Origin of the sequence: Saccharopolyspora ipomoeae (assembly GCF_029952525.1) — a bacterium.
In the GTDB taxonomy this organism is placed as follows: domain Bacteria; phylum Actinomycetota; class Actinomycetes; order Mycobacteriales; family Pseudonocardiaceae; genus Saccharopolyspora; species Saccharopolyspora ipomoeae.
On the sequence record NZ_JASAOF010000003.1, the window covers coordinates 437,952 to 461,177 of the forward strand.

Consider the following 23,226-nt stretch of genomic DNA (forward strand, 5'->3'; position numbering starts at 1 on the left):
CGCGCGATTGTCGCAACCGTGCACTTCCTGCTCGTCACCGCTTCGCACCCGCGCCGAACGCTTCGCGGGAAGGAGCGGTGCGGTGGTGGGGATCAGTGCTGCCCCGCGATTCCGCGGTGGCTCGCATTGGCTTCGGGTAGTGCCGCCGCACCGGCGATCACGGCCAGCACGCCGACGATCCACGAGGTCCACGACGCCGCCATCATCTCGGTGTAGCCGAGGACCCACGGGGAGATGAACAGCAGGACGCCGAGCAGCATGTGGCTGTACTCGCTGGTCATCGATCCCGGCATCGCCAGCGACCACACGCTCGCGATGAGCAGCAGCGCGCCCAGCACGATCATCGCCGACATCGCGGAACCGTTCGTCGACGTCCACATGGTGGCGAGGATGAGGTAGGCGCCGAGAACGACCCCGGCCCAGTCCTGCCAGCGAACCCACGGCTTCGAAGCCGAAGCGCTCGACCTGTCGGCCACGTCGATCACCTCCGTTATGTCCGAGTTGACCAGTCCATGTTCACTCTTGGTTGGCCAGCCGGTCAATAGCGGGTTTTTCGCGGGTCGCGACCCCGACCACCCGAGGTGAGGAAAATCCTCCCGAGACCCAGCCGCACCTCCCACAACAACGTCGGCTACCAGGTAGCTTGGTTGTCATGGGCCTTGCCGACGACCGCGATTTGCTGCCACTGGGATCGGGCTTCGATCTCGCTCGCAAGAACGGCTACGACCGCGCCCAGGTCGACGAGCACCTCGAGCGCCTGGACGCCGACATCCGCATCCTCACCTCCGACCGGGATGCCGCGGTGTCGCAGGCCGGCGACCTCTCCAAGCAGCTCGAAGCGGCCCGCTCGGAGATCGAGAGCCTGCGCGGTCAGGTCGATCGGCTGGCCAAGCCGCCGACAACCCTCGAAGGCCTCAGCGAGCGGCTGCAGCGGATGCTGCGCCTGGCCCAGGACGAGGCCGCCGACATCCGCTCCCGCGCCGAAGGCGACGCCGCCCAGATCCGCGCCCGCTCCGAAGCCGAGGCCGTCAACCTGCGCACCCGCTACGAGCGGCTGATCAGCGAGGTCGACAACCGGCGCAGCGAGATGGAGACCGAGCACCGGTCGCTGATGGAAGGCGCCAAGGCCGAGGCCGAACGCATCACCCGCGAAGCCGAGGAGAACCGCAAGCGCGCCGACCAGGAGTCCGAAGCCCACCGCACCCAGGTGGAGGAGGACTTCGAGATCGCGATGTCGGCCCGCCGCACCGAGTCCATGCGGGCCCTCGCCGAGCAGGAAGCCACCAGCAAGTCCGAGGCCGAACGCCGCGTCCGCGAGGCCACCGAGGAGGCCAACCGCAGGCTGCGCGAAGGCACCAACGAGGCCCACCGCCGCGTCCAGGAAGCCACCGACCAGGCGACCACGCTGGTCAGCGACGCCACCGCCAAGGCCGAGAAGCTCGAGAAGGACTCCACCGAGGCCGCCGAGAAGCTCGAGCGCGAATCGACCGAGGCCGCCCACGCGCGCGAGGCCTCCAGCAAGGAAGCAGCGCAGCGCCGCATCCAGGAGGCCAAGCAGGAAGCCGAGCGCCTCGTCGGCGACGCCACCGAGAAGTCCGAGCGGATGATCCGCGAGTGCACCGAGGAAGCCACCCGGCGCATCGACGTCGCCACCCGCGAGGCCAAGCGCCTGGTCGCCGCCACCCGCGCCGACGCGCAGCGCAGGCTCGGCGCCACCACCGAGGAGGTGCAGCGCAGGCTCGCCCAGGCCGACGAGCACGTCCACTCGCTCACCCAGCTCCGCGACACCGTCGCCAAGAAGCTCCGCGACGCCGCGGAACTGCTCGGCCAGACCACGCCGCTGCTGGAACGCCTCGACCTCGAGGACGCCGAGGAGGAGAAGCTCCGCAAGGCCGCGGTGGAAGCCCGCGAACAGGCCCGCAAGGACGCCGAGGAGGCCATCGCCCGCGACGGACGCGAAACCGGCGAGGTCCACGACGCCCCCAGCGCGCCCGAGCAGACCGTCACCGAATCGGGCCTGCCCAAGCGCACGCCGGGTCAGGGCGGTTCACCGCGACCGTCGGTCGACCAGTCCACCGACAAGATCCAGCGCAAGCAGCTCTCCGCGGACGAACCGACCCGCCGCATCCAGCTCCCGGTGCCCGGCGAGCAGCAGTCCGAGCAGCACTCGCAGGACTCGGACCGGGTGAACGCCAACCAGCAGAGCTGATCGCGTTACCACTGGTCAGGTGACCGCGCGTCATCGTTCCGGAGCAGCGCTCTCTCTATGGGCGAGGTCGGCCGTGAGCCGGCGCCCCAGGAGAGGACCAATCGATGGCGGACAACGACCCCGGAAGTGACACCACCGGCACCCGGTCGCGTGGACAGCGCGACTCGGGCCGGTACTTCATGTTGCCCAGCGAGACCGCGGAGCGGTTCCGGCGCGAGGAGCGCCAGCCGGAAACCACCCAGCACGCGAAGGACGACGAACGCGGCCGCGATGACTAGCGCTCACACGTCGATGCTCGCCAACCACGGCAGCAGCACCTGAGCCAGAGCGTCCGGTGCCTCCAGCGACGGCAGGTGCCCCACCCCGGACAGCTCGACCAGCTCGCCGTTCGGCAACGCATCGACCATCTCCCGAGCCGCCTCCGGCGGGGTGATGGTGTCCTCGGAACCGACGACGACCATCGCCGGCCCGTCGAACCCGCGCAGCGCGGCGAGGCTGTCAGGCCGAGACGCCATCGCGCGCTGCGCCCAAGCCACCCCGTCGGCGGGCTGCGCCTCGATCAGCGCCCGGAGCTCCTCCACGACCTCCGGGCGCCGCTGGCGCGTGCTCGCACCCAGCAGGTTCGGCAGCATGCTCTCGGCCAACCACCCGGAAATGCCCTCCTGCTCGGCACGTGCGGCCACGTTGAGCCGATTGGCCCGCTGCCCCTCGGTGTCGGCGGGCGCCTTGGTGTCCACCAGCAGCAGCCCCGCGACCCGCTGCGGCGCGGCGCGCAGCACCGCCGAGGCCACGTACCCGCCCATCGAGCAGCCGCCCAGCACCACCCGCGGCAACTCCAACCGGTCGAGCAGCTCCACCACGTCCGCGGCGGCCACGTCGATACCGGGACGGTCGACGATCAGCGAGGCCGACCGCTCGTCGACCATGCCGCGCGCCGACAACCCGTCCAGCGCGCTCTCCCCCAACCCCCGCTGATCGGGCGCGATGATCCGAACCTGCTCCTCCAACCGCCCGCGCAGCGGATCCCACATGCGCGCGTCGACGGGGAAGGCGTGCAGCAGCACGACGGGCGTTCCGGCTCCGGATTCGATGTAGTGCACGGGAACCATCCTGCCGGACGGCCCCCACCTCGGACACCCACCGAGCCGCGCCGACGTGGGGCCGCGCCGAGCATGGGAACCTTCCTGTCACTTTCACGCCTGCGGCAACCCGGAAAATCGGCTGCAGGGCGACCATCACGCCCACTAGCGTGCGGAAGGTGTCCGTCCCCTCGGAGATCCGCACCCGCCGGCTGCTGCTGCGACGTCCGCTGCCCGCAGACACCGAACCGTTCGTCGAGGTGCACACCAGCCCCGACACGCACGTCTTCCCCGGGGTCGCACCGCGCGACCGAGCCCAGTCGCTGCGGTTGCTGGACGGCATCCAGAGCGACTGGGACGCCCGCGGCGTCGGCTACTGGACGGTGCTGTCGGTGACTTCCGGCGACGTGCTGGGCTTCGGTGGCCTGCGGGAATGCGTCGACGACGCCGAGGACGTGCTCAACCTGTACTTCCGGTTCCTGCCCGCGGCTTGGGGGCGCGGCTACGCGCCGGAGATGGGCCACGCGGCGCTGCGGTGGGCGCACCGCAACCGCCCCGGGCTGCCCGTCGTCATCGCCACGTCCGTTCGCAACGCCCCGGCGATCCGGGTCGCCGACAAGCTCGGCTTCGGACGAGTCCGGGAACGCCTCCACGAAGGCGTCCCCGAAGTCCTCTACCGGTGGTCGGTTCCCGAGCCTCTGAGGTGAGATGGGAGCCTTCCTGCCACCCCACCGCCTGGTTCAGGAGTTGACGATGGTGACCTGTCGGGTCTCCGACGGACCGTCCCAAGTGCGGGGCAGCGGGGTGTCGACGTCGGGCGCGACGGCCTGCACGATGGCGTCCAGCGCGGCCTCCGCCTTGCCGACCCACAGGTGCTTGGTGTCGGTGAAGCCGGTGACCTCCGCCTGGGGGATGAGGGAGAAGCGCTCGCGGGCCTCCTCCGGCCGCAGGTAGTCGTCGAACTCCGGGATCAGGGCGTGCACCGGTTTGCCCGAATCACCCCAGGCGCGCAGGTGGTCCTCGGTGCTCCAGCGCAGCGGCGGCGAGATCAGCACCGCGCCCTCCACCAGCGGATCCAGGCCGTGCACCAGGGTCAGGTCGGTGCCGAAGGACCAGCCGACCAGCCACACGTTCGGCAGGTCGTGGAACTCCGCGTACTCCAGGGCGGCCGCCACGTCGAAGCGCTCCGAGTCGCCGTTGTCGAAACTGCCCTGGCTGCGTCCGGCCTCGCTGGCGGTGCCGCGGGTGTTGAAGCGCAGCACCGCGATGTCGGCCAGAGCCGGAAGCCGGAACGCGGCCTTGCGGTAGATGTGCGAGTCCATCATGCCGCCGTGGGTGGGCAGCGGGTGCAGGCAGACCAGCGTGGCCCGCGGCTGCCCGGACTCGGGAAGGGCCAGCTCACCGATCAGTTCCAGCCCGTCAGCGGTGTGCAGGGTGATCTGCTCGCGACGGGCGGGCAGCATCGTGTTGGCGCGGATCTCGGTGCTCATCGAACCTGATCCTGCCACGAACGGGTGGCATGCTCGTGGTGACCTGCTCTGCTGTGGTGCGGACTACGACCAGCGACGAGTCGGCCCGCGTCGGGCGCGGGCCTTCCAGCAGCCGGTGTGCCAGTGCCTGCGCTCGTCGACGCCGCCGAGCTCCGCTTCCGGCCACGCCACCACGTGGGCGATGCCCGCCTGGATCTCGTGGTCGCAGCCCGGGCAGCGGTAGATCTTGGTGGCCTGCGCCGCGGGAACGGTGCGCACCATCCAGTCACCGTCCGGTCCCTGCTCGACGCGGGACGCCCCGTAGGCGGTGCCGGCTCCGCGATGGCTGGTGTCCGCGCGGAGACCCTTGTGGCGCTGCTGTCGATTGCGTCGAGGCACGACAACAACGGTAACCGGTTCGGCGCTCAGGGATTCGCAGGCGGCAGGCTCGGCCACGCCAAGCGCGCCAGGCCCCGGGCGTAGGCGCAGGCGTCGGGACCGGTCTCACCGGGCACCGCGACGACGAGCTGAGCGACCTCGACCTGCCCCGCGACGGTCCCGAACGGGATGTGCGCGGTCTCCGCCGAGCACAGGGGAACCTGCGGGTCACCGCCCACGACGCTGAGCACGGTGGGACGCCCGTCCACCGGTTCTTCCACCGCGGCCCCGTGCAGGATCCTGGGCGGTTCACCCGCGGTGTGCTGCAGCTGCACGCGCGGGGAGTCCGCGGACTGCTCGCCCCACGAGCACTGGTGGCCGCCGACGGCCGGTCGGGGGCGCGCTTCTTCCAGACCCGGCACCTGGTTCACGGCGGCCGTGTCCAGCACGGTGCACGGGTCGACGAGGGCCAGCGAGTTCGGCGGGTAGTCGCGGTGCCCGGCCCTGCCCTGCTGAACCGCGTCGGCAACCGACTCGGCCCCGGCATCGGCGATGCCGCACAGCCCGGCACCGGGTTCACCACCGAGCAGATCGGCGCTGACCTGCAGGGAAACACCGTCGCCGAACCGCACCTGGCGCGTGCAGTGCCCGGGGACGGGCGCGTTCTGCGCGATGCGCAGCGCTCCCCGTTGCACGACGGGATCCCCCGGCCGGCTGGTGTCGGGCCCGGTCAGCTCGCCGACGGCCAGCTGGACGAGCGTGCCGTCGTCGGGTTTGACGTGCAGCAGGCAGTAGTCCAGCGACACCGTCCCCGCGTTCGACACCGCGCCGAAGCGCTGCAGCGCTTCGGTATCGGTGAGCGTGCAGGGATCGAGGGTGCGGAGGTCACCGAGCATCGCGCGCGCACTCGTGTCGACCGGTCTGGAACCGCCGGTCGGAGTGGTGGGCTGCGCGGTGCACGCGGCGAGCAGCACCCAGCACAGCACCAGCAGCAGCATGCCTCGGTGGCGACGCGGCGACATCGACTCAGCCTAGCCCTCGATGACCTTGGAACACAGCGACCGACACCGGCGTGAGCGAGGGAACCTTCGTGTCACCACCACGCGCACGAGGGAACCTCCCTGCCGGGGAGATGACAGGAAGGTTCCCTCGCACTGGTCCGGGGCTACTCGTCGAAGTCGCGGCGGGCGAGGTCGATGATGCGCTCGACCGCTTGGACCGCGTCGGGACCGTCGGCGGTCAGCGTGAGGTGGTCGCCCTTGCGGGCGCCGAGACCCATCAGGCCGAGGACGCTGGCCGCGTCCGCCTGCTTGTCGCCGAGGGCGATCTTGACCGTGGCCTGCAGTCCGGTGAGGCTGCGGGCCAGCAGCGCGGCCGGGCGTGCGTGCAGACCGACCTCGTTGGTCAGTTCCAGCTCGCGGGTGACCTGGCCGGACTCCGGTGCCGAACCGGCCGGTTCGGCAGCTGCGGAGTCCGCGCTGCCGCGGGCGCTTTCCGCCGCCCGAGCCACGGTCTTCATGTCGTTGCCGCCCTGGGCCGACACGGCTGCGGCAACGGCTCCCTCCACCAGCGGGGCGTCCACGACCAGCGCGCTGTCGGGATCGCCCAGCGTCTCCACTGCGAGATCGGCGACCATCTGCGCGCTGCCCAGGTCGTAGAGCACGACAGCGCCCGATCCGGTGTCGGCGTCCGACAGCGCGGCCGAGACCTTCTCGAAGTCGGTGCCGATCCCGCCGTCGGGCAACCCGCCTGCCGGGACGATGCGCACCTCGGGGGCCATCTGCGCGGCGAGTTCCGCGACTCCCTCCGCGAGGCCGGTGCTGTGCGAGACGACGACCAGTCCCACGCTCATGAACGGGCTCCTGCGGCTTCGGCGAACGCGGTCAACAGCAGCGCGGTGGAACGCGCACCGGGGTCGATGTGCCCGGCGCTGCGCTCTCCCAGGTAGGAGGCGCGTCCCTTGCGGGCGACGAGCCCTTCGGTGTCCTGGGCGCCCTGGTGCGCGGCCTCGGCTGCGGCCGCCAGCACCTTGGCCCCGTCGGCTCCGGACTCGGCCGCGTTGCGGGCGGACTCGACGGCGGGCGCGAGCGCGTCGATCATCGTCTTGTCGCCGACCTCGGCGCGGCCGCGCCCGACGACGCCCTCCATCCCGGCCTGCAGCGCCGCGGCCACGGCCCGGCCGTCGAGCTCGGTCTCGTCACCGACCGCCGTGGCCGCGCGCAGGAACGCCGTGCCGTAGAGGGGACCCGATGCCCCGCCGACGGTGGAGATGAGGACCGTGGCGGCGAGCTTCAACGTGGCGGCCGGGGTTTCCGGGCCGGCCGTCTCCAGCTTCGCGATGACCGCGCGGAACCCGCGGTCCATGTTCTCGCCGTGGTCGGCGTCGCCGATCTCGCGGTCCAGCTGGATCAGCTCGTCGCGGTGCTCGGCGACCACGGCGGCACCCGCCCGCAGCGCCGAGGCGATGTCCTGTGCTGTGCAACCCATTCCGGGACTCCTCCTCACCAGTGCAGCGCCGCGGTGTGCACGGGCGCGTCCCAGAGCTCGGTGAGCTCGTCGTCCAGTTTCAGCAGCGTCAGGGTCATGCCCTGCATCTCCAGGCTCGTCACGTACGGGCCGACGAGTCGCCGGCGCACGGTGATGCCGCGCTCGGCGAGCAGCCGCTCGGCGACGCCGTGCGCGAGGTACAGCTCCAGCTGCGGGGTGCCGCCCATGGAGTTGGTGAACAGCAGCACCTCGTCGCCCTCGGCGAAGGGCAGGTCCTCCAGGATCGGGTCGAGCAGCTGCGCCACGATCTCGTCGGCGGTTCCCATCGGCACCCGGGCCCGGCCGGGTTCGCCGTGGATGCCGATGCCGATCTCCATCTCGTCGTCGGCGAGCTCGAAGCTCGGCTGCCCGGCGTGCGGCACGGTGGGGGCGCTCAGCGCCATGCCCATCGACCGCACCTGGGAAACGACCTTGCGGGCGAGTTCCTCGCACTTGTCGAGGCCGTCGCCTCGCGCGGCCGCAGCACCGACGATCTTCTCGACCATCACCGTCCCGCCGACCCCGCGACGTCCGGCCGTGTGCGTGGAGTCCTTGACGGCGACGTCGTCGTCGATGACGACGCTGCGCACGTCGATGTCCTCGATGCCGGCGAGTTCGGCGGCGGTCTCGAAGTTGAGGACGTCCCCGGTGTAGTTCTTGACCAGCAGCAGCGCACCGGCACCGCCGTGGGTGGCGGTGATGGCCGCCTGCACCGCGTCCGGGGTCGGGGAGGTGAACACCGCGCCCGGCACGGCCGCGGCGAGCATGCCCGCGCCGACGAAACCGCCGTGCAGCGGCTCGTGGCCCGAACCGCCACCGGAGATGACCGCGACCTGCCCCGCCACCGGGGCGTCGGCGCGGACGATCACCGCCGGATCGGTCTGCACCCGGAGCAGTTCGGGGTGGGCCGCAGCCACGCCCCGCAACGCTTCGGCGACCACGTCCGCCGGATCGTTGATGATCTTCTTCACCCGCTGGCCTCCCTGCCTGCGCTCCCGCCGCCGAAGTCACCTGAAGGACTCGGCGCGATCAACCGTGCGCGGTCAACTCTGCACGGGACGAGCGCCCGCGCGCATCCCCCTCGGTCAGGGAGGGGGATGCGAGCAAGGGAACCTTCCTGTCACCACGGGCGCAAGCCAAAACACCGACCGCGGTGGTCCCGATCCGCTCAGCGACCGCGCATGACCTTGATGAGCTTGACGACGGTGCGGACGGTGCCCTTGGGGCGGGCGAAGCTCATCGGGTTGAGCGGGATCTTGAACTTGGTGCGGGTGACCGACTGCGGGCGGGCGAACTCGCGCAGGCCGTCGGCACCGTGGATCCGGCCGAAGCCGGAGTCGCCGACACCGCCGAACGGCAGCGCGGGCACGCCGGCGAAGGCGATCACCGAGTTGACCGCGACCATGCCGCTGCGCAGCCGGCGCGCCAGTTCCAGGCCGCGGGCGCGGGAGAAGACGGTGGCGCCCAGCCCGTACTTGGTGGCGTTGGCGAGGGTGACGGCCTCGTCCACGTCACGCACCCGCTGCACCACCAGGGTCGGGCCGAAGGTCTCCTCGGTGACGGCGGCGGAGTCCTCGGGGGCATCGGCGATCACCACGGGCTCGACGAACGGCGGGCGCACCGAGTCCCGGCCGCCGATCACGGCGCGGCCGCCGCGGTTGATGGCGTCGTCGATGTGGTCTCGGATGATGTTGACCTGCGAGGCCATCGTGATCGGGCCGAAGTCGGCGCCGGGCTCACCGCCCGGGCGCAGCTTGGCGGCGCGGTCGCTGACCATCTTCAGGTACCGGTCGGCGACGGCTTCGTGCACGTAGACGCGCTCTACGCCGATGCAGGTCTGGCCCGCGTTGGACATCGCGCCCCACACCGCCGCGTCGGCGGCGGCGGCGAGGTCGGCGTCGGAGTCGACGATGAGGGCGTCCTTGCCGCCGCACTCGACGAGCACCGGGACGAGGTTCTCCGCGCAGGAGGCCATCACGCGCTTGCCGGTGGCGGTGGACCCGGTGAATGCCACCTTGTTCACACCGGCCTGGCACAGGGCGGCGCCGGTCTGCCCGAACCCGGTCACCAGCTGGAACACCGGGTGCTCGGGTACGGCCTCGGCGAAGCTCTTGACCAGCCACTCCCCGACCCCGGGGGTGAGCTCGCTGGGCTTGAACACCACGGCGTTGCCCGCGGCGAGCGCGTAGGCGATGGAGCCCATGGGCGTGAACGCCGGGTAGTTCCAGGGGCCGATGACGCCGACAACGCCGTACGGGAGGTACTCGACCGTGGCGGTCTGGTTGGACATCAGCACGCCGGGCGAGACCTTGCGGCGCTTGAGGACCTTCTCGGCGTTGGAGGTGGCCCAGGCGAGGTGGTCGATGACCAGGACCAGTTCGAGCTTGGCGTCTTCGAGCGGCTTGCCGGTCTCGGCGCAGATCACGCCCGCGAGCTCATCAAGGCGTTTGACCAGCAGTTTCCGCCAGCGATCGAGATGCTGCTTGCGGCCGGAGAAGCCGAGCGCATCCCACGCCGCCTGCGCTTCGCGAGCTGCCGCGACCCGGTTGCCGACCGTCTCCGCGTCGTGGATCGGATGCTCGCCCACCACTTCACCGGTGCGCGGATCGATCGACTCGAACGTCTCGAACCGCGCGTCGGCGATTTCCTCGACGTTCCCACGGGCGGTCTGGGTCATGGCCGGCCTCCCACCATTACGACGGTCATTGTCACGATGCAGCCTACGAAATCACGGGTCGGGAAAGAACCGTCCTGTACCGCCCGACTCATGTGCTGGACACGGGGCGTTGACCACTGGTCCACTTGTCAGCTGCGTTCCGGCCGCCACCGTAGCCAGCGGATCTTGAAATGCGGGCGGGAACCGGGGAATCGGTGCCGAAATGCAAGACGGCGCCCGCGCTCACCGGGAGCTCGGACGCCGTCTCGGGCGATCTCAGGTCACGTCATTCGGCGGTGGTGCCGCCTTCGACGTCGTCGGGAACCGTGATCGGGCGCAGTCGCGCCCAGGCGACGAACACCGCCGCGAACACCACCATGCCGACACCGGCCCACAGGTTGATGTTGATTCCCGCGGACTTCTCGACCTCGGGCTGGACGAAGCCGAGCACGACCAGAACGACGCCGTAGATGCCGAACAGCAGCGCGATCACCGTGCGAATGTCGAAGGCACCTGCGCTGTGCCCCGAACCTCCACTAGCCATGAGATTTCCTCCCAGTCCTGGCTCAGCCGAAGATGATGTTGAGGGCGATGATCAGGATCAGCGCGATGCCTGCCAGCAGGCCCGGCCGCCGGTACCAACCGGCGTCCTCACCCGTGGTGGACGCCTGCAGGTTCTCCTTCGGCGTCAGCGACCACACGAGACCGACCAGCTGCTCCTCGGTCTTGGGCTTGGTGGCCAACGAGACCACGACGCTGACGATGACGTCGACCACGAAGGCGACACCGGCACCGACGAAGCTCGCGCCCTGACCGGGCAGGTCCCACACCCCGCTCTCAGCCAGAGCGTAGACCGCGATGGCCGAGGCCGTACCGAACACCAGACCGGACCAACCGGCGTGGGCGGTCATCCTCTTCCAGAACATGCCGAGGATGAAGGTCGCGAACAGCGGTGCGTTGAAGAACGAGAACAGCTGCTGGAGGTAGTCCATCAGGTTCTCGTAGCCGGAGGCGATGAACGCCGTGCCGACGGCCGCGAGGGTGGCGCCGACGGTGACCCAGCGGCCCATCTGCAGGTAGTAGTGGTCCGGCTTGTCCTTGACGACGTAGGCCTGCCAGATGTCGTAGGTGAACACCGTGTTGAACGACGACAAGTTCGCGGCCATACCGGCCATGAACGACGCCAGCAGACCGGCGAGCGCGATGCCGAGGATGCCGTTGGGCAGCAGGTCTCGCATCATCAGCAGGATCGCGTCGTTGTAGTCGTACGGACCCTGCTCGGTCAGCTTGTAGTTGGTCATCTCCGGGATGATCACCGCGGCGATCATGCCGGGGATGATCACGATGAACGGGATGAACATCTTCGGGAAGGCGCCGATGATCGGGGTCCGCTGCGCGGCCGACATCGACTTGGAGGCCATCGCGCGCTGGACCTCGACGAAGTTCGTGGTCCAGTAACCGAAGGACAGCACGAAGCCGAGACCGAAGATCATGCCGATGACGCTGAGGACCGGGTTGTCGAAGCCGGTCAGCTCAGCACCCGGCCAGGCGGTCAGCTGCTCGGCGCCGCCCTTGCTGGCGGTGACCTTGTCGACCAGGCCCTGCACACCGCCGACCTTGACCAGGCCGACGATGGTCAGCGGCAGCAGCGCCGCGACGATCACGAAGAACTGCAGCACCTCGTTGTAGATGGCGGCGGACAGGCCGCCCAGCGCGGTGTAGGAGAGCACGATCAGGGCGGCGATCAGGACCGACACCCACAGCGGCCAGCCCAGCAGCGCGTTGACGATGCTGGCCAGCAGGAAGAGGTTCACGCCTGCGATGAGCACCTGGGCCAGGGCGAAGGAGATGCCGTTGACCAGGTGCGCCGCTTTGCCGAATCGGCGGAGCATGAATTCGGGAACGCTTCGGACCTTGGAGCCGTAGTAGAACGGCATCATGACCACGCCGAGGAACAGCATGGCCGGGACTGCACCGATCCAGAAGTAGTGCATCGTCGGCATGCCGTATTCGGCGCCGTTGGCCGACATGCCGATGATTTCGATGGCGCCGAGGTTCGCCGAGATGAACGCCAGACCCGTCACCCACGCGGGCAGCGCGCGCCCGGAGAGGAAGAAGTCAAGACTGGTGGAAACGGCCCGCCTCGCGAGCCAGCCGATTCCCAGTACGAACGCGAAATACAGCGCCAACAACGCGTAGTCGACGCCGTTCGCGTCGAGTAGCTGACCTTGGGCTAGCAGCACTGCCGCCCCACCTCCCACAGACCCAACAAAGTCAAACGAGAACCACCACATTCGCGATAGCGGTCGGACAGTACCGCACAGATGAGGCGGTGGTCGTAAGCCGATATCAATTCGTTGGAGAAGACACTAAATCGATCACGGAACTTCCGCCGAGTGGCGTCACGCAGGAGACTTTCCGGTCGTACGCGTGTGCACCCCGTGAGCACCCGGGTCCATGCGAGTGATATACGCATTGCCCCGCCGATTTCGACTCACCGTGACTGTATCGTCACGGTATGCATTCGCAACGCTGCGGGGAGGAATCGTGAACGCCCGGATCGATTTGGCGATCAGCGCCGGACTCGCGGAATACCCGATCGAGGAATCGCGGTCCGGCGACATCGCGCCGACCGAATTCCGCCGCGAAGGACTGCTCCACCAGCTGACGGCAGTGCTCGCACCGCTGACCGCACGGCGCCTGCACCCCTGCGACTGCCCCGGCCACGCGCACCGCTGACCCCGCCGGCTACCCGCATCAAGTCCCGCTCGCTTCGCCGCGGGGACGCGAGCACGGGAACCTTTCTGCCACTCCCCGACGAACGGCGACCATCATCGACCCGGCGAAGCCGTCTAGATCAATTCTTCGGCCCGTGAGCGCGGTGAGAGGGGAACCTTCCTGTCATCGCCAGATCCGCACCACCGCCGGATCAAGATCGACTTTTGGCGCGGTGCGATCCTCCGGAAAGCCATCGCGAAACGATCGTTCCCCCGATGACCTGAGGAAGGGAACCTTCCTGTCACTCCAGCGCCGAACGCCCCCGCGACGACGGGAGCGCTCGTGCGATCAGAACAGGCGGTACTCGTCGGGCTCGATGCCGCGGAGCTTGTCGTAGTCCAGGACGACGCAGCGGATACCGCGGTCCTCGGCCAGCGTCCGCGCCTGCGGCTTGATCTGCTGCGCGGCGAACACACCCGAGACCGGTGCCAGCAACGGGTCGCGGTTGAGCAGTTCGAGGTAGCGGGTCAGCTGCTCGACACCATCGATCTCGCCGCGACGCTTGATCTCCACGGCGACGCTCTTGCCCGCGTCGTCGCGGCACATCAGGTCGACCGGCCCGATCGCGGTCGGGAACTCCCTGCGCACCAGCGACCACCCGTCACCCAGGGTCGTCACGTGCTCGGCCAGCAGCTCCTGCAGGTGCGACTCCACGCCGTCCTTGACCAGGCCCGGCTCCGCACCCAGCTCGTGCTTGGAGTCGTGCAGCACCTCGGCGACGGTGATCACCAGCTTCTCGCCGGCCTTGTTCTGCACCGTCCACACGTCGGGGTCCTCGATGAGCCAGCACGGCGGGCTCATCCAGTTCAACGGCTTGTAGGCGCGGTCGTCGGAGTGCACCGACACCGAACCGTCGGCCTTCACCAGCAGCAGTCGCTGCGCCATCGGCAGGTGCGCGGTGAGGCGTCCGACGTAGTCCACCTGGCAGCGGGCAATCACGAGTCGCACCCGGCACAGAGTACGGGCGTGGTGATCGATGTCGAGCACCCCCACGGGTGATCAAGCTCGGTCACCCGGTCAGGACCCGCTCCACCAGGCCTCCCACCACCGGAGTTACCGTTACCGCTCGTGTCTTTCGCCCGCAGCCTGCTCCGCGTCAAACCAGCCGAACAGCTCTCCAGCGAGGGCTCGCACAGCGAGTTGAACCGGACCCTCGGCCTGGTCCCGCTGGTGGCGCTGTCCGTGGGCGCGACGCTGGGAACCGGCATCTTCGTGGTGCTCGCCGAGGCCGCACCGGCGGCCGGTCCGGCCGTCGTCGTCTCGTTCGTTCTCGCGGGTCTGGCCGCGCTGTGCTCGGCGCTGTCCTACGCCGAGCTCGCGGGCAGCGTCCCCGTCTCCGGGTCCGCCTACTCCTACACCTACGCGACCCTCGGCGAGATCGTCGCCTGGATCTGCGGCTGGTGCCTGCTGCTGGAGTACGGGGTGTCGGTCGCCGCCGTCGCGGTCGGCTGGGGCGGCTACCTCAACGAATTCCTGCAGGGCACCATCGGCGTGACCATCCCGGACGCGCTGGCGGCACCGCCCGGTGAGGGCGGGGTCATCAACGTGCCCGCCGCGATCGTCGTGCTGCTGGCCACCGCCGTCCTGCTGCGGGGCGTGCGCGAGAGCGCGTGGGCCACGACCATCACCACGGTGCTCAAGATCGCGGTGCTGGTGTTCTTCGTCGCGGTCGCCCTCACCGCGTTCAACTCCGGCAACCTCACCCCGTTCGCTCCGGCGGGCATCGCGGGCATCTCGGTCGGGGCCTCGGCCGTGTTCTTCTCCTTCATCGGCTTCGACGCCGCCTCCACCGCAGGTGAGGAGGCCCGCAACCCGAAGCGCGACCTGCCCAGGGCGATCATCCTGTCGCTGATCATCGTCACCGCGATCTACGTGCTCGTGGCCTTCGCCGCAGTCGGCGCGGTCGGCGCCGGGACGCTGGGAGAGTCCGACGCATCGCTGGCCACCGCCCTGCGCATGGTCACCGGCCAGGGCTGGCCCGCCGTCGTGCTCGCCCTCGGAGCGGTCATCGCCATCGCCTCGGTCGTGCTCACCGTCCTGTACGGGCAGACCCGCATCCTGGTGTCGATGTCGCGCGACGGACTCGTCCCGCCGATGCTCTCGAAGGTCAACCACCGCGCGGTCCCGGCCCGCAACACCCTCCTGGTCGGCGTGCTCGTCGCGCTGCTGGCTGCGGTCGTGCCGCTCAACCAGCTCGCCGAGGCCACCAGCATCGGCACGCTCGTCGCGTTCGGCCTGGTCAACATCGGTGTGGTGGTGCTGCGGCGAACCCGCCCGGAACTGCCCCGCAGCTTCCGCACCCCGCTCATGCCGTTCGTGCCGCTGCTCGGCCTGGCCCTGTGCGCCTACCTGATCACCGGCCTGGACGCGGTCACCTGGCTCACCTTCGCGATCTGGACGCTGCTCGGCCTGGCCGTCTACTTCGGCTACGGCCGCCGCGCATCACGCCTCCACGACGCCGCGGAGTAGGGGAACCTTCCTGTCACCACAGCCCCGACCAGCGGATTCGCCGGGCCGGGTTGGCAGGAAGGTTCCCATGCGCACGTCACCGCCCCGTCGACGGCACGATGGAGCGCATGGAGCAGACCAGCAGCCGCGAGGTGTACGCGAATCCGTGGATGACCGTGCGGGAGGACGGCGTCCGCCGCGACGACGGGTCCGACGGGATCTACGGGGTCATCGACAAGCCGGACTACGCGCTGGTGATCCCGCTCGACGGGGATCGCGTGCACCTCGTCGAGCAGTTCCGCTACCCGCTGGGCCTGCGCCGCTGGGAGTTCCCGCAGGGCACCGCGCCGGACCGGGCCGATGTCGAGGCCGGTGAGCTCGCGGCGCGCGAACTGCGGGAGGAGACCGGGCTGCGCGCGGCCACCATGCGCGAGCTGGGGCTGCTCGACGTCGCCCCCGGCATGTCCAGCCAGCGCGGGCGCGTGTTCGTCGCGACAGACCTGACTGAAGGAGCGCACGAACGCGAGCACGAGGAGCAGGACATGCGCACCGCGTGGTTCAGCCGCGCCGAGTTCGAGAAGATGATCGCCGCAGGTGAGGTCACCGACGCCCAGTCCGTCGCCGCCTACGCACTGCTCCTGCTGCACGAGCGCCGCGACGGCTGAGGTCCCGGCAGCCCGACCAGCGGGGCCGGACCTGAAGGGGTCGGTTCAGAGGCCGACGCCGCCGAGCGCGTCCAGGTCGATCTGCTCCGGCGGCTCGGCCAGCATCCCCAGCACCGCGTTGAGGTCGATGTCGCGGTGAGTGGCCACGGTGGTGGCCAGGGCCGCGTCGGCGCTGGCAAAATCCGTCCACGCCTCCACGACGCGCACCGTGTCGGGAGCTTCCGCGTCACGGCTGACCAGGTAGAGCTCGCAGCCGAACGAACCGCGCAGGCCTTCGGCCACCTGCATCATGATCGAAGCCAACTCCGCGCCCCTGCCGGGCGTCGCGGTGAAGGTCATGATTCGGCCGACCCGCGCGGTGGTGCTCATCGGTTCCCTTTCCGGATTCTCACCAGGACCACGAGGACTCTAGCCACGTGACCGGAGCCGATGATCACGATCCCCGGCACGACCGTGCACTGCGGCCGGCACCCCCGGTCCGAAACGGGGCACCGGCCGCAGGACAGGCGAAATCAGTCGGCGACGCGCTCGATGTCGGCGCCCAGCGCGCGCAGGTTCTCCACGAAGTTCGGATACCCGCGGTCGATGTGGAAGACATCCCACACCTCGGTGTCGCCGTCGGCGCACAAACCGGCCAGCACCAGGCCCACGCCCGCGCGGATGTCCGTGGCCCACACCGGCGCGCTGGACAACCGATCCAGTCCGCGCACCACGGCGTGGTGGCCATCGGTGCGCGCGTCGGCACCCATCCGCACCAGTTCCTCGATGAACCGGAACCGGGACTCGAACAGGTTCTCGGTGATCATCGACGTGCCGTCGGCCACTGCCGACAGGGCCAGCGCCATCGGCTGCAGGTCCGTCGGGAAACCCGGGTAGGGCAGCGTCACGTAGTCCACGGCCTTCGGACGTTCCGGCATGACCACCCGGAAGCTCTCCTCGTCGGTGATCACCTCCGCGCCCGCGCTGCGCAGCTTCTCCAGCATCAGGTTGGTGTGCCGGGGGTCGACGCCGTTGACCGTGATGTCACCGCGCGTCGCCGCCGCGGCGAACGCCCAGGTCGCACCGACGATCCGGTCGCCGATCACGCGGTGCTCCACCGCGCGCAGCGAGGACACGCCGTGCACCGTCAGCGTGGAGGTGCCCGCGCCCTCGATCTTGGCGCCCATCTGCTGCAGCATCACGCACAGGTCGACGATCTCCGGCTCACGAGCCGCGTTGTCGATCACCGTGGTGCCTTCCGCCAGCACCGAGGCCATCAGGATGTTCTCGGTGGCACCCACGCTCGGGAAGTCCAGCCAGATCTGCGCGCCCTGCAGGTTCTCGGCCTCGGCGACCACGGCGCCGTGCTCGATGTGGCTGGTCGCACCCAGCTTGCGCAGCCCGTTCTGGTGCATGTCCAGCGGCCGCGAGCCGATCGCGTCGCCACCGGGCAGCGTGACGACCGCCCGGCGGCAGCGCGCCACCAGCGGCCCCAGCACGCACACCGAGGCGCGCAGTTTGCCCATCGACGGCGAGACGGCCTCGTGGCTGATCGAGGCGGGCGTGGTGATGCGCACCGTGCCGCCGTCGATGGTCACCTCGCAGCCGAGGCTGCGCAGCACGTCGGCCATCAGCGGAACGTCCAGGATCTCGGGACAGTTCACGATCGTCGTCGTGCCCTCGGCCAGCAGCGCCGCCGCCATCAGCTTCAGCACGCTGTTCTTCGCCCCGACCACGTCCACCGCGCCGACGAGGCGGGCTCCGCCGCGTACCCGGAAGTGCTCACTCACGAGCATCGAGGTTACGGCCCCGGCGTGGCGCGCATCGGAGCGGGTCACGAGCGAGTGAGGGAACCTTCCGCCCACCGGATGGGAGGAAGAGAACCTCCCACCCGCACCCGCGTGATGATGGGAACCTTCCTGCCACTCTCCACCCGGCCCCGGCGCGCCTAGGGTGTGGGGCATGGCAGTCCACCTGACGAAGATCTACACGCGGGCCGGGGATGCGGGCACCACGCGGTTGTCGGACAACTCGAAGGTTCACAAGACCGATCCGCGCCTGGTCGCCTACGCCGACGTGGACGAGGCGAACTCGGTGCTGGGAGTGGCGCTGGCGACCGCTGAGCTCGCCGACGACGTCGTGACCGTGCTGCGGGCCGTGCAGAACGACCTGTTCGACGTGGGCGCGGACCTGTCCACTCCCGTGGTGGAGGCTCCCGAGTACCCGCCGTTGCGCGTCACCCAGTCCTACGTCGACCGGCTCGAGGGCTGGTGCGACGAGTTCAACGAGCGGCTCGGCAAGCTCGACTCGTTCATCCTGCCCGGCGGCACCCCCGGTGCTGCCCTGCTGCACCAGGCACGCTGCGTGGCGCGTCGCGCAGAGCGCTCCGCCTGGGCCTTGCAGGACGCCGACGCCGAGCGCACCTCACCCCTGCCCGCGAAGTACCTCAACCGGCTCTCGGACCTGCTGTTCATCCTGGCCAGGGTCGCGAACCCGGACGGCGACGTGCTGTGGAGGCCGGGCGGCAACGCCTAGAGGTCCTTGGCGAAGCAGCGGCTCCGCGGATCGTCGCGGTAGACGCCGAAGTTGTCGATCTGCTCGTACCCGGACGACGTGTAGAGCGCGACGGCCTCGGGCTGCTCGGTGCCGGTCTCCAGCACCACGCGCTTGCGCCCGGCCAGCGCGGCGGTGGACTCCAGTTCGGCGAGCATCCGCCTGGACCATCCGTTGCCGCGCTGATCAGGGGCGATGTACATCCGCTTGAGCTCGGCATCGCCGTCGCGGAAGTCCTCCTCGCCGGACTCGTGCGCCCGCCAACCACCGGACGCGACCGGCTCGTCGCCGAGGTAACCGAGCAGGAACAGACCCTGAGGCGGGGAGAACTCGGCCGGGTCCACGGGAGTGATGTCGGCTTCGCCGTAGCGCACGACGTACTCCTGCTGCAGATCCTCGATCAACCGCTGTGAATGGGGGTGGTCGTAGTCGACGATCTCGATGCGCACACCCGCAGCGTAATCGGCTCCGGACCAGGTCAGCCAAGGCTCTTCTCGAACCAGTGCGCGGCGTACGGGTTGTCGTTGTAGGCGGGGATCTCGACGTACCCGGCCTTCGCGTACATCGCCCGCGCCTCCCCCAGCTCGGCCGCCGTGTCCAGCCGCACCCGGGAGAAACCCAACCGCCGCGCCTGCTCCTCCAGCGCGCTCAGCAGCGCGCGGCCGGCGCCCCTGCCGCGCAGCTCCGGCGAAACCCACATCCGCTTGATCTCCGCAATGCCCGCGGACTCGGTCCGCACCCCACCGCAGCCCAGCACCGCCCCGTCCCGGCGCAGCAGCAGGAACACGCCCTTCGGCGGCGTGAAAGCGTCCTCAACGGGCCGCGCACCCCTATCCGGATCGAACCCATCCGGAAAGCGCGCCACGAGCTCAGCGACGTACTGGGCCAACGCCCACCGGGCGTCGGCGCTGTCGGACGGTTCCGGGGCGATCGCGAAGTCCTCAGCCACGCCCACCAGTTTCGGCGAAACCTGCCGCAGGACGGCGCGCGGGTCGCTGCGAGCGTGGGAACTTTCCTGTCACCACCGGCGCGATCAGGGCAACGTACCCGCCCCTCATCCGGGCTGGAGTGACACGAAGGTTCCCACGCTCCCACCCCCGGACGCGAAAAAGCGGGGCCCGTGGTGGGCCCCGCTGTTGTTCGTCGGGCGTGCTACGACGCCCACGGCACCGATCGTCCCGGTGGCGCCGATTCGAGCCAGGAGAGGAAACCGGTCAGCGCGTCGCTGTTCATTGCCAGCTCCAGGTCCGGTCCCGTGAGGTCCAGGACGGTGGAGCCGCTCGGCATCGCGTACGCCTCGGCGACCGAGGGTTCGCGGCGCTGGGCGATGTCCACGGTTCGCCGGTTGATCACCCAGTTCGGGCCGGAGCGAAGGCTCAGGATGCGGTACCAGGCGAACTCCTCGCCCCGGTAGTGCGCCACACCCAGCTGCCAGCCGCGTCCCTTGCCATCGGTGGCGCGCAGCGCCACGTCGATGCCTCCGACCCGCAGTTCGCGCACTCGTCGCCACGCGAGCAGGCCCACCACCGCAGCAGCGAGCACCAGCAGCGTCAACGCTGCGACGAGCACCACGACCGGCGACCCCATGCTGGCCCGATCAGTCCGCTTGGCCCGCTGCTCGCAATCGGGCGGACGCCTGCGTTCTGGCCAGCTCGTCGTCGCTCTTGGCGTCCTGACGGGCCTGGGCCACGTCGATCTCCTGGGCCAGCTCAGCGGACTCGGCGAGCACGCTCACGCCGGCACCGGTCACCGAGAGGAAGCCACCGTGCACCGCAGCGGTCACGGTCTCCTTGTCGGTGGTGGTGATGCGCACGACGCCACCCTCCACCAGCTGCCCGAGCAGCGGCTCGTGACCCGGCAGGATGCCGATCTCTCCCTCGGTGGTCTGCGCGACCACCGTGGTCGCCTCCCCGGACCACAGCAGGCGCTCGACGGCGACCAGTTGGACGGACATGTTGGCCACGCGCGTCTCCTTTGTCGGGTGTGTGCCCGCAGTCTAGCCAACGCCACCGGGGCGATCGTGACTGCCGGGCTGGAAGTGCCTAGTGGCAAAGGGGGTCGGGACCGCTCCGGGTCCCGACCCCGCTCGCCGGTCTCACCACGCCCCGCCGCGCTCGGCGGGGCGGGCGATCACTGCTCGGTGAGCTTCTTGTACGACGCCTCGAGGTCGTCGAGACCACCGATGGACAGGAACGCCTGCTCCGGGTAGTGGTCGAAGTCGCCCTTGCACAGCTTGTCGAAGGCCTCGATGGTCTCCTTCACCGGGACGAAGGAGCCCTCCTGGCCGGTGAACTGCTTCGCGACGAAGAAGTTCTGCGACAGGTAGCGCTGGATGCGACGCGCCCGCTGCACCGTCACCTTGTCCTCTTCGGACAGCTCGTCCATACCGAGGATGGCGATGATGTCCTGCAGCTCCTTGTACTTCTGCAGGATCCGCTTGACCTCCTGGGCCACGCGGTAGTGCTCGTCACCCACGATCGACGGGTCGAGGATGGTGGAGCTGGAGGTCAGCGGGTCGACCGCCGGGTAGATACCCATCTGGGAGATCGGACGGGAGAGCTCCGTCGTCGCGTCCAGGTGGGCGAAGGTCGTCGCCGGCGCCGGGTCGGTGTAGTCGTCCGCGGGCACGTAGATCGCCTGCATCGAGGTGATCGAACGACCCCGGGTCGAGGTGATGCGCTCCTGCAGCTCACCCATCTCGTCGGCCAGCGTCGGCTGGTAACCCACGGCCGAAGGCATGCGGCCCAGCAGGGTCGAGACCTCCTGGCCGGCCTGGGTGAACCGGAAGATGTTGTCGATGAACAGCAGCACGTCCTGGTTCTGCACGTCGCGGAAGTACTCCGCCATCGTCAGAGCGGACAGCGCCACGCGCATACGGGTGCCCGGCGGCTCGTCCATCTGACCGAACACCAGGGCGGTGTCGGCGAGAACGCCGGACTCGTCCATCTCCACCCAGAGGTCGTTGCCCTCACGGGTGCGCTCGCCGACACCGGCGAACACGGAGGTACCACCGAAGTTCTTGGCGACTCGGCGGATCATCTCCTGGATCAGAACGGTCTTGCCGACACCGGCACCACCGAACAGACCGATCTTGCCACCCTGCACGTACGGGGTGAGCAGGTCGATCACCTTGATGCCGGTCTCCAGCACCTCGGTCTTGCCCTCGAGCTGGTCGAAGGCCGGCGCCTTGCGGTGGATCGCCCAGCGCTCGGCGTCCGAGCCGTAGCCCGGCTCGTCCAGGCAGTGGCCCAGCGCGTTCCACACGTGGCCCTTGACCTTGTCGCCGACCGGGACGGAGATGGCGGCGCCGCTGTCCACGACGTTGACGCCGCGGACCAGGCCCTGGGTGGGCTGCATGGAGACCGTGCGCACCACGCTGTCACCCAGGTGCTGGGCGACCTCCAGGGTCAGGGTCTTGGCCATGCCCTCCGCCGTGATCTCGGCGGTGAGGGCGTTGTTCAGGTCCGGCACCTGGTCACGCGGGAACTCGACGTCCACGACCGGGCCGAGCACCCGGACGACGCGGCCCGTGCCAGTGCTGGTGGCAGTAGCAGCAGTCATGTCACTCACTTCCTGCGGACGAGAGCGCCTCGACACCGCCGACGATCTCGCTGATTTCCTGGGTGATCTGGGCCTGGCGGGCCTGGTTGGCCTCGCGGCTGAGGTTGCGGATCAACTCGTCCGCGTTGTCCGTCGCCGACTTCATCGCGGTCCGCCGCGCCGCGTGCTCCGACGCCGCCGAGTCCAGCAGACCCGCGAACAGGCGGGTCTTGATGTACTTCGGCAGCAGGGCGGAGAACAGCGTCTCGGCGTCCGGCTCGAACTCGAAGACGGGCTTGAGCTTGCGCTCGTCGGTGTACTCGACCTCCAGCGGAGCGATCCGCCGGACCGCCGGCTTCTGCGTCAGCATCGACACGAAGTCGGTGCTGACGAGGTGGAGCTCGTCCACACCCAGCTTACCGTCCGGACCACCGTCGTCGAGGTAGTCGTCGGCGCCCGCCAGGAACGCCTTGACCAGGGTCTCGCCGACCTCGGAGGCGTTGGCGTACTCGGGCCGGTCGCTGAAACCGGACCAGCTGGCCTCGATCTCGCGCTGCCGGAACCGGTAGTACGACTCGCCCTTGCGGCCGATGACGTAGAGCACCGGCTGCTTGCCCTGCTCGCGGAGCAGGGCCTGCAGCTCTTCCGCCGCCTTGATGACGTTGGCGTTGTACCCACCGCAGAAACCCCGGTCACTGGTCACGACCAGCACCCCGGCCCGCTTGGGGTTCGAGCGCTCGGTCAGCAGCGGGTGGTCCAGCGTGCTCACGTCGGCCAGCGCGGACAGGACGTTGGTGATCTCCTCGGCGTACGGCCGCGAAGCCTCGACCCTGGCCTGCGCCTTGGTGATGCGCGAGGTAGCGATCAGCTCCTGCGCCTTGGTGATCTTCCGGGTCGATTTCACCGACCGGATGCGATCCCGGAGTTCCCGAAGGTTGGCCATGGC

Annotated in this window: 27 protein-coding genes; 7 read left to right on the top strand and 20 right to left on the bottom strand. The window is 69.6% G+C overall.

Features of this window, described 5'->3' with window-relative positions:
• Window positions 1–92 precede the first annotated feature (92 nt).
• Complete coding sequence (locus tag QFW96_RS08650) at window positions 93–476, bottom strand: SPW repeat protein (RefSeq protein ID WP_406688920.1); 384 nt, start codon at window positions 474–476, stop codon at window positions 93–95.
• A gap of 176 nt (window positions 477–652) precedes the next feature.
• Here QFW96_RS08650 and QFW96_RS08655 point away from each other — a divergent pair, with 176 nt between their 5' ends.
• Both QFW96_RS08655 and QFW96_RS08660 read left to right on the top strand, forming a co-directional pair.
• On the top strand, window positions 653–2,209 hold the full coding sequence (locus tag QFW96_RS08655) for a coiled-coil domain-containing protein (RefSeq protein WP_281455024.1): 1,557 nt from the start codon (window positions 653–655) through the stop codon (window positions 2,207–2,209).
• Window positions 2,210–2,313: 104 nt separating this feature from the next.
• The gene (locus QFW96_RS08660) at window positions 2,314–2,487 is read left to right on the top strand and encodes a hypothetical protein (RefSeq protein ID WP_281455025.1); all 174 of its coding nucleotides are present in this window, start codon (window positions 2,314–2,316) and stop codon (window positions 2,485–2,487) included.
• Window positions 2,488–2,490: 3 nt separating this feature from the next.
• On the opposite strand, the gene QFW96_RS08665 is transcribed toward QFW96_RS08660, so the two are convergent.
• Window positions 2,491–3,309, bottom strand: a complete 819-nt coding sequence (locus QFW96_RS08665) for an alpha/beta fold hydrolase (RefSeq protein ID WP_281455026.1) — start codon at window positions 3,307–3,309, stop codon at window positions 2,491–2,493.
• 158 nt (window positions 3,310–3,467) lie between these two features.
• On the opposite strand from QFW96_RS08665, the gene QFW96_RS08670 reads away from it, so the two are divergent.
• Window positions 3,468–3,995, top strand: a complete 528-nt coding sequence (locus QFW96_RS08670) for a GNAT family N-acetyltransferase (RefSeq protein WP_281455027.1) — start codon at window positions 3,468–3,470, stop codon at window positions 3,993–3,995.
• A 33-nt stretch (window positions 3,996–4,028) separates the two neighbouring features.
• Here QFW96_RS08670 and QFW96_RS08675 read toward each other — a convergent pair whose 3' ends face one another.
• The 9 genes from QFW96_RS08675 to QFW96_RS08715 all read right to left on the bottom strand — a co-directional run bounded on the left by QFW96_RS08675 (window position 4,029) and on the right by QFW96_RS08715 (window position 12,611).
• Window positions 4,029–4,778 (bottom strand): alpha/beta hydrolase, encoded by a 750-nt coding sequence (locus tag QFW96_RS08675; protein WP_281455028.1) that lies wholly within the window; start codon window positions 4,776–4,778, stop codon window positions 4,029–4,031.
• 63 nt (window positions 4,779–4,841) lie between these two features.
• Window positions 4,842–5,156: a hypothetical protein gene (locus tag QFW96_RS08680; protein ID WP_281455029.1), complete on the bottom strand. Its 315-nt coding sequence runs from the start codon at window positions 5,154–5,156 to the stop codon at window positions 4,842–4,844.
• 26 nt (window positions 5,157–5,182) lie between these two features.
• On the bottom strand, window positions 5,183–6,157 hold the full coding sequence (locus QFW96_RS08685) for a DUF3558 family protein (RefSeq protein ID WP_281455030.1): 975 nt from the start codon (window positions 6,155–6,157) through the stop codon (window positions 5,183–5,185).
• A gap of 143 nt (window positions 6,158–6,300) precedes the next feature.
• Window positions 6,301–6,987: a dihydroxyacetone kinase phosphoryl donor subunit DhaM gene (gene dhaM / locus QFW96_RS08690; RefSeq protein WP_281455031.1), complete on the bottom strand. Its 687-nt coding sequence runs from the start codon at window positions 6,985–6,987 to the stop codon at window positions 6,301–6,303.
• On the bottom strand, window positions 6,984–7,622 hold the full coding sequence (gene dhaL, locus QFW96_RS08695) for a dihydroxyacetone kinase subunit DhaL (protein WP_281455032.1): 639 nt from the start codon (window positions 7,620–7,622) through the stop codon (window positions 6,984–6,986). The genes dhaM and dhaL overlap by 4 nt, the downstream gene beginning before the upstream one ends.
• 14 nt (window positions 7,623–7,636) lie before the next feature.
• On the bottom strand, window positions 7,637–8,632 hold the full coding sequence (gene dhaK, locus QFW96_RS08700) for a dihydroxyacetone kinase subunit DhaK (RefSeq protein ID WP_281455033.1): 996 nt from the start codon (window positions 8,630–8,632) through the stop codon (window positions 7,637–7,639).
• A 197-nt stretch (window positions 8,633–8,829) separates the two neighbouring features.
• The gene (locus QFW96_RS08705) at window positions 8,830–10,338 is read right to left on the bottom strand and encodes an aldehyde dehydrogenase family protein (RefSeq protein ID WP_281455034.1); all 1,509 of its coding nucleotides are present in this window, start codon (window positions 10,336–10,338) and stop codon (window positions 8,830–8,832) included.
• Window positions 10,339–10,603: 265 nt separating this feature from the next.
• Window positions 10,604–10,861 (bottom strand): hypothetical protein, encoded by a 258-nt coding sequence (locus QFW96_RS08710; RefSeq protein ID WP_281455035.1) that lies wholly within the window; start codon window positions 10,859–10,861, stop codon window positions 10,604–10,606.
• 22 nt (window positions 10,862–10,883) lie between these two features.
• Window positions 10,884–12,611, bottom strand: a complete 1,728-nt coding sequence (locus tag QFW96_RS08715; protein WP_406688909.1) for a sodium:solute symporter family protein — start codon at window positions 12,609–12,611, stop codon at window positions 10,884–10,886.
• Between the two features lie 253 nt (window positions 12,612–12,864).
• On the opposite strand from QFW96_RS08715, the gene QFW96_RS08720 reads away from it, so the two are divergent.
• On the top strand, window positions 12,865–13,056 hold the full coding sequence (locus QFW96_RS08720; RefSeq protein WP_281455036.1) for a hypothetical protein: 192 nt from the start codon (window positions 12,865–12,867) through the stop codon (window positions 13,054–13,056).
• Window positions 13,057–13,383: 327 nt separating this feature from the next.
• On the opposite strand, the gene nucS is transcribed toward QFW96_RS08720, so the two are convergent.
• Window positions 13,384–14,043: an endonuclease NucS gene (nucS, locus tag QFW96_RS08725; RefSeq protein WP_281455037.1), complete on the bottom strand. Its 660-nt coding sequence runs from the start codon at window positions 14,041–14,043 to the stop codon at window positions 13,384–13,386.
• A gap of 120 nt (window positions 14,044–14,163) precedes the next feature.
• Between nucS and QFW96_RS08730 the strand changes: the two genes are divergently transcribed.
• Both QFW96_RS08730 and QFW96_RS08735 read left to right on the top strand, forming a co-directional pair.
• Window positions 14,164–15,564: an amino acid permease gene (locus tag QFW96_RS08730; RefSeq protein ID WP_281455038.1), complete on the top strand. Its 1,401-nt coding sequence runs from the start codon at window positions 14,164–14,166 to the stop codon at window positions 15,562–15,564.
• Between the two features lie 107 nt (window positions 15,565–15,671).
• Window positions 15,672–16,208 (top strand): NUDIX domain-containing protein, encoded by a 537-nt coding sequence (locus QFW96_RS08735; protein ID WP_281455039.1) that lies wholly within the window; start codon window positions 15,672–15,674, stop codon window positions 16,206–16,208.
• 45 nt (window positions 16,209–16,253) lie between these two features.
• Here QFW96_RS08735 and QFW96_RS08740 read toward each other — a convergent pair whose 3' ends face one another.
• A complete protein-coding gene (locus QFW96_RS08740; RefSeq protein WP_281455040.1) occupies window positions 16,254–16,577 on the bottom strand; it encodes a putative quinol monooxygenase in 324 nt (107 codons plus the stop codon).
• A gap of 143 nt (window positions 16,578–16,720) precedes the next feature.
• On the bottom strand, window positions 16,721–17,977 hold the full coding sequence (gene murA, locus QFW96_RS08745; protein WP_281455041.1) for a UDP-N-acetylglucosamine 1-carboxyvinyltransferase: 1,257 nt from the start codon (window positions 17,975–17,977) through the stop codon (window positions 16,721–16,723).
• Between the two features lie 172 nt (window positions 17,978–18,149).
• Here murA and QFW96_RS08750 point away from each other — a divergent pair, with 172 nt between their 5' ends.
• On the top strand, window positions 18,150–18,722 hold the full coding sequence (locus tag QFW96_RS08750; protein ID WP_281455042.1) for a cob(I)yrinic acid a,c-diamide adenosyltransferase: 573 nt from the start codon (window positions 18,150–18,152) through the stop codon (window positions 18,720–18,722).
• Here the strand turns inward: QFW96_RS08750 and QFW96_RS08755 are convergent.
• From QFW96_RS08755 to QFW96_RS08780, 6 genes are all read right to left on the bottom strand, one after another.
• Complete coding sequence (locus QFW96_RS08755; RefSeq protein WP_281455043.1) at window positions 18,719–19,189, bottom strand: GNAT family N-acetyltransferase; 471 nt, start codon at window positions 19,187–19,189, stop codon at window positions 18,719–18,721. The two genes, QFW96_RS08750 and QFW96_RS08755, sit on opposite strands and share 4 nt — an antisense overlap.
• 29 nt (window positions 19,190–19,218) lie before the next feature.
• A complete protein-coding gene (locus QFW96_RS08760) occupies window positions 19,219–19,689 on the bottom strand; it encodes a GNAT family N-acetyltransferase (protein ID WP_281455044.1) in 471 nt (156 codons plus the stop codon).
• A 203-nt stretch (window positions 19,690–19,892) separates the two neighbouring features.
• Window positions 19,893–20,327 (bottom strand): DUF2550 domain-containing protein, encoded by a 435-nt coding sequence (locus tag QFW96_RS08765; RefSeq protein WP_281455045.1) that lies wholly within the window; start codon window positions 20,325–20,327, stop codon window positions 19,893–19,895.
• A gap of 10 nt (window positions 20,328–20,337) precedes the next feature.
• Complete coding sequence (locus tag QFW96_RS08770; RefSeq protein WP_281455046.1) at window positions 20,338–20,703, bottom strand: F0F1 ATP synthase subunit epsilon; 366 nt, start codon at window positions 20,701–20,703, stop codon at window positions 20,338–20,340.
• A 167-nt stretch (window positions 20,704–20,870) separates the two neighbouring features.
• A complete protein-coding gene (atpD, locus tag QFW96_RS08775; RefSeq protein WP_281455047.1) occupies window positions 20,871–22,301 on the bottom strand; it encodes a F0F1 ATP synthase subunit beta in 1,431 nt (476 codons plus the stop codon).
• Between the two features lies 1 nt (window position 22,302).
• Entirely contained in the window at window positions 22,303–23,223 is a 921-nt protein-coding gene (locus QFW96_RS08780) for a F0F1 ATP synthase subunit gamma (protein ID WP_281455048.1), read from the bottom strand.
• Window positions 23,224–23,226: the final 3 nt, after the last annotated feature.

Coding starts and splice junctions, on each gene's coding strand:
- QFW96_RS08655 (WP_281455024.1), top strand. CDS start 653: ATGGGCCTTGCCGACGACCGCGATTTGCTGCCACTGGGATCGGGCTTC.
- QFW96_RS08715 (WP_406688909.1), bottom strand. CDS start 12,611: ATGTGGTGGTTCTCGTTTGACTTTGTTGGGTCTGTGGGAGGTGGGGCG.
- QFW96_RS08750 (WP_281455042.1), top strand. CDS start 18,150: ATGGCAGTCCACCTGACGAAGATCTACACGCGGGCCGGGGATGCGGGC.
- QFW96_RS08710 (WP_281455035.1), bottom strand. CDS start 10,861: ATGGCTAGTGGAGGTTCGGGGCACAGCGCAGGTGCCTTCGACATTCGC.
- atpD (WP_281455047.1), bottom strand. CDS start 22,301: ATGACTGCTGCTACTGCCACCAGCACTGGCACGGGCCGCGTCGTCCGG.
- QFW96_RS08675 (WP_281455028.1), bottom strand. CDS start 4,778: ATGAGCACCGAGATCCGCGCCAACACGATGCTGCCCGCCCGTCGCGAG.
- QFW96_RS08660 (WP_281455025.1), top strand. CDS start 2,314: ATGGCGGACAACGACCCCGGAAGTGACACCACCGGCACCCGGTCGCGT.
- dhaL (WP_281455032.1), bottom strand. CDS start 7,622: ATGGGTTGCACAGCACAGGACATCGCCTCGGCGCTGCGGGCGGGTGCC.
- dhaM (WP_281455031.1), bottom strand. CDS start 6,987: ATGAGCGTGGGACTGGTCGTCGTCTCGCACAGCACCGGCCTCGCGGAG.
- QFW96_RS08705 (WP_281455034.1), bottom strand. CDS start 10,338: ATGACCCAGACCGCCCGTGGGAACGTCGAGGAAATCGCCGACGCGCGG.
- QFW96_RS08685 (WP_281455030.1), bottom strand. CDS start 6,157: ATGTCGCCGCGTCGCCACCGAGGCATGCTGCTGCTGGTGCTGTGCTGG.
- QFW96_RS08735 (WP_281455039.1), top strand. CDS start 15,672: ATGGAGCAGACCAGCAGCCGCGAGGTGTACGCGAATCCGTGGATGACC.
- QFW96_RS08740 (WP_281455040.1), bottom strand. CDS start 16,577: ATGAGCACCACCGCGCGGGTCGGCCGAATCATGACCTTCACCGCGACG.
- QFW96_RS08765 (WP_281455045.1), bottom strand. CDS start 20,327: ATGGGGTCGCCGGTCGTGGTGCTCGTCGCAGCGTTGACGCTGCTGGTG.
- QFW96_RS08780 (WP_281455048.1), bottom strand. CDS start 23,223: ATGGCCAACCTTCGGGAACTCCGGGATCGCATCCGGTCGGTGAAATCG.